This is a genomic window from Streptomyces sp. PH10-H1 (genome assembly GCF_030063355.1).
Lineage (GTDB): Bacteria > Actinomycetota > Actinomycetes > Streptomycetales > Streptomycetaceae > Actinacidiphila.
Genome location: NZ_JASISZ010000172.1, coordinates 1 through 3,124, shown reverse-complemented (window position 1 = coordinate 3,124; position 3,124 = coordinate 1). Strand labels below are relative to the sequence as shown.

Sequence of the window (3,124 nt, the reverse complement as noted above, 5' to 3'; positions counted from 1 at the left end):
CGCTGAGCGGCACATTTCCGTCGAGGCAGTGGCTACTGCTGCCGGACACCCTGGAGACCAGAGGGAGGTTGCCGCCGAAGGGTCCGGGAAGAGGCAACGGTGCGTGACCGCTGTCCCAGATCTCATTACTGATGCTGTTGCAGGTCCACTGCTGAATCGGCGTTCCGTTGGTGGCACCGCCCCGAGCGTCCAGGCACAGACCGTTCAGTAGATTCCGGAACTGAAATCTCGTACCGCCAAGGGAGACGAACGCCCAGCGCTGGCCGGCGTAGTTGATGTCACAACCGGCTGCCACGATCGCTGCGCCTTGGTCCATCGACCCTTGATCCGGCTCAAGACACAGCCCTGTTACAGCGTTGGGGATCTGGTAGTAAGGGGGGTCGCTTGCACCGGCCGGCGAACCGACCGCCAGAGTCATGGCCGATGCCAACGCGCCGGCCAACATCAGCGAAACCATACCGTGGCGATTCATGACGACGAGGGCTCCTTCTTGGGTCATCGAATCTTCCGAAGGCCCGCTGGCCCTCCGGTGCGCGTCCCCCGTTGCCCGGGCCGGCGATAGACAGCCTGTATGCCAGGAGGCCACCTGTCGCGCCGTGTTTCGGACAACTGGTCGAATCCGAAGATGAATCGCCCCCAGCCTCTCTTAGAACGACCGGCAAATGGATCACTTGAGGCGTTGGGTGGTGGGGCGGTTGTCCCAGCGGTAGCGGTTGGTCGCGCGTCGAATGAGCATGCGGAGCGTGACGAGTGCGGCGGCGAGGTGGAGGTAGAAGTCCACAACCCTGCTGTTCTTCTCAGTGCAGCGTCGGAGCTTGCCGTAGCCGTTCATCCAGGAGTGCGTGCGTTCGACCACCCAGCGCTTGCCGGCCTGGATCGGGGCCGGGATGCCCTTGCGGGCGATCTCGGCGGTGAATCCCAACTCGGCTATCAGGGCACGGGACGTGGCGGTCGTAACCGCGGTCCAGGTTGACGTTGGCCCTGTCGGCCATGGCGCGCCGGCCGGGTGGGTCAGGACCATCGTCCAGGGTGATCAGGCCCGCGCCTCGCGCCGGTAGGCCCCCGGCGGCGTCCCGAAGTGACGCTTGAAAGCCTTGGCGAACGCGAACTCCGACGTGTACCCGGTGTTCGCCGCGACGGTACTCAACGAGAGGTCACCGTCCCTCAGGAGCCGCCCGGCCGTCGTCATGCGCCACGTCGTCAGGTAGCTCAACGGCGGATCGCCGACGACGGCGGTGAACCGCCGCGCGAACGCCGCCCGCGACAATCCCGCTCTGCCGCCAAGGGATTCGACGGTCCACGGATGCCCGGGATCCTCGTGGATCGCATGCAGCGCCGGCGCGATCACCGGATCGGTGAGAGCTGCGGCCCAGCCCCCGGCACGCTCGCGCGACTGCTCGTCGTACCAGCACCGCAATATATAGACGAGAAGCAAGTCCATCAGTGACCTGACGACGGCGTCGGATCCGGGACGCGGGGCGTTCATCTCGACGCAGAGCTGATCGACCGTCGCCCGCAACGCCGGATGACGCCCCGGGCGGGCGGGAAGATGGATGACCTCCGGAAGTTCGCGCAGCAGCGGATGCCGGTGGTCCACATCAAGTTTGTACGCGCCGCACAGCAGGCGGGTCCGCGCACCGACGCCGTCGGCGACGAGGTAGCCGATCGGCGAACCCGCGTCGACCGGCACCGGATCGAAGTCCACGACCGGGCTCGAAAGCGAGTCGGTCAGGACGTGGCCGCTGCTCCGACGCAGGAAGACCACGTCGCCCGCGCCGAGCTCGATCGGGTCCCCGGCCAGCGGTACGAGCAGGCACTGGCCCTCCCCGACCACATGGAATGCGGCTCCTACGATGGCCTGGACGCGGAAGCCCCACGGCCCGCGCGCCTCGGTGCAGACGGCGCTCGGACGTCCCGTTCTCAGCGCGGCCAGGGTGTCACTGAGGATGTCCACAACGCGATTATAGCGCCGGGGAATCGAGACGATCGGACAGTGGATCGAGATCCTTAGCCATTCATCGTCTCGTGACACTGACGTAGCTTCGCATCATGACACTGAACAAGAAGAAGATCGTCGTCATCGGCGGCACCTCAGGCATGGGCTACGCAGTCGCCGAGCAGGCCGCGAAGGACGGAGCCAGCGTCGTCGTCGCCTCGCGCAATCAGGAACGCGTTGACGCAGCCGCGAACAAGTTGCCCGGCAACACCGAGGGCCGCCACATCGATGTGACGGACGAGTCCTCGATCGCCGCGTTCTTCGCCGAACTCGGCGAGTTCGACCACCTCGTCTACACGGCCGGAGATGCCTTGCTCCTGAAGAGGATCGAGGACTTCACCTCAGCGGAAGCACGCGCCGCCTTCGAAGTCCGCTACTGGGGAGCGTTCCTGGCCGTGAAGTACGCGGTGCCGACCATCCGTCCGGGCGGCTCGATCGTCTTCACGTCCGGAGTGGTCGCGACCCGACCCCTGCCCGGCTCGCCGATCCCAGCCAGCACGACGGGAGCGATCGAATCCCTGACCCGAGCGCTCGCCCTGGACCTGGCCCCGCGGAAGATCCGCGTCAACGCGGTACGCCCCGGCGTCGTGCGGACCGAACTGTGGGACGGCCTCGTCCCGGAGCCGGAAGCGTTCTTCCAGAGCCATGGCAGCGAACTCCCGGCCGGCCAGGTTGCGCAGCCCGAGGACGCCGCGGCGGCCTATCTCTTCCTGCTGGGCAACCCCTTCGCGACCGGCTCTGTGCTGGCGCTCGACGGCGGCGGGTCCATCGTCTAGGGTCGACCGGCAACTGGATCACTTGAGGCGTTGGGTGGTGGGGCGGTTGTCCCAGCGGTAGCGGTTGGTCGCGCGTCGAATGAGCATGCGGAGCGTGACGAGAGCGGCGGCGAGGTGGAGGTAGAAGTCCACGACGCTGCTGTTCTTCTCAGTGCAGCGTCGGAGCTTGCCGTAGCCGTTCATCCAAGAGTGCGTGCGCTCGACCACCCAGCGCTTGCCGGCCTGAGTGCGTTGTGGCAAACCGGATCTCGTTCGAGACGGGCGGTGCGGGTGACCATATGGACGAAAGTGCGTGTGGGGCCGCGGGCATGAAAGAACGGGCCCCTTGGTAGTGACGCGGTTACGACACCCA

Annotated in this window: 3 protein-coding genes and 2 pseudogenes; 1 reads left to right on the top strand and 4 read right to left on the bottom strand. The window is 66.4% G+C overall.

The window, feature by feature from the left end:
• The 3 genes and pseudogenes from QMK24_RS40875 to QMK24_RS40865 all read right to left on the bottom strand — a co-directional run.
• Window positions 1-472, bottom strand: a 472-nt coding sequence (locus QMK24_RS40875) for an RICIN domain-containing protein (protein WP_283471984.1), incomplete at its 3' end; no start/stop codon positions are given.
• Between the two features lie 195 nt (window positions 473-667).
• A pseudogene (locus QMK24_RS40870) lies at window positions 668-1,106 on the bottom strand (transposase); the annotation flags it as partial.
• Window positions 1,034-1,954, bottom strand: coding sequence for an AraC family transcriptional regulator (locus QMK24_RS40865; protein ID WP_283471983.1), 921 nt, complete (start codon window positions 1,952-1,954; stop codon window positions 1,034-1,036). The pseudogene QMK24_RS40870 and the gene QMK24_RS40865, both read right to left, overlap by 73 nt.
• A 95-nt stretch (window positions 1,955-2,049) precedes the next feature.
• Here QMK24_RS40865 and QMK24_RS40860 point away from each other — a divergent pair, with 95 nt between their 5' ends.
• Complete coding sequence (locus QMK24_RS40860; protein ID WP_283471982.1) at window positions 2,050-2,772, top strand: SDR family oxidoreductase; 723 nt, start codon at window positions 2,050-2,052, stop codon at window positions 2,770-2,772.
• Window positions 2,773-2,790: 18 nt separating this feature from the next.
• On the opposite strand, the pseudogene QMK24_RS41635 reads toward QMK24_RS40860, so the two are convergent.
• A pseudogene (locus QMK24_RS41635) lies at window positions 2,791-3,009 on the bottom strand (IS5/IS1182 family transposase); the annotation flags it as partial.
• Window positions 3,010-3,124: the final 115 nt, after the last annotated feature.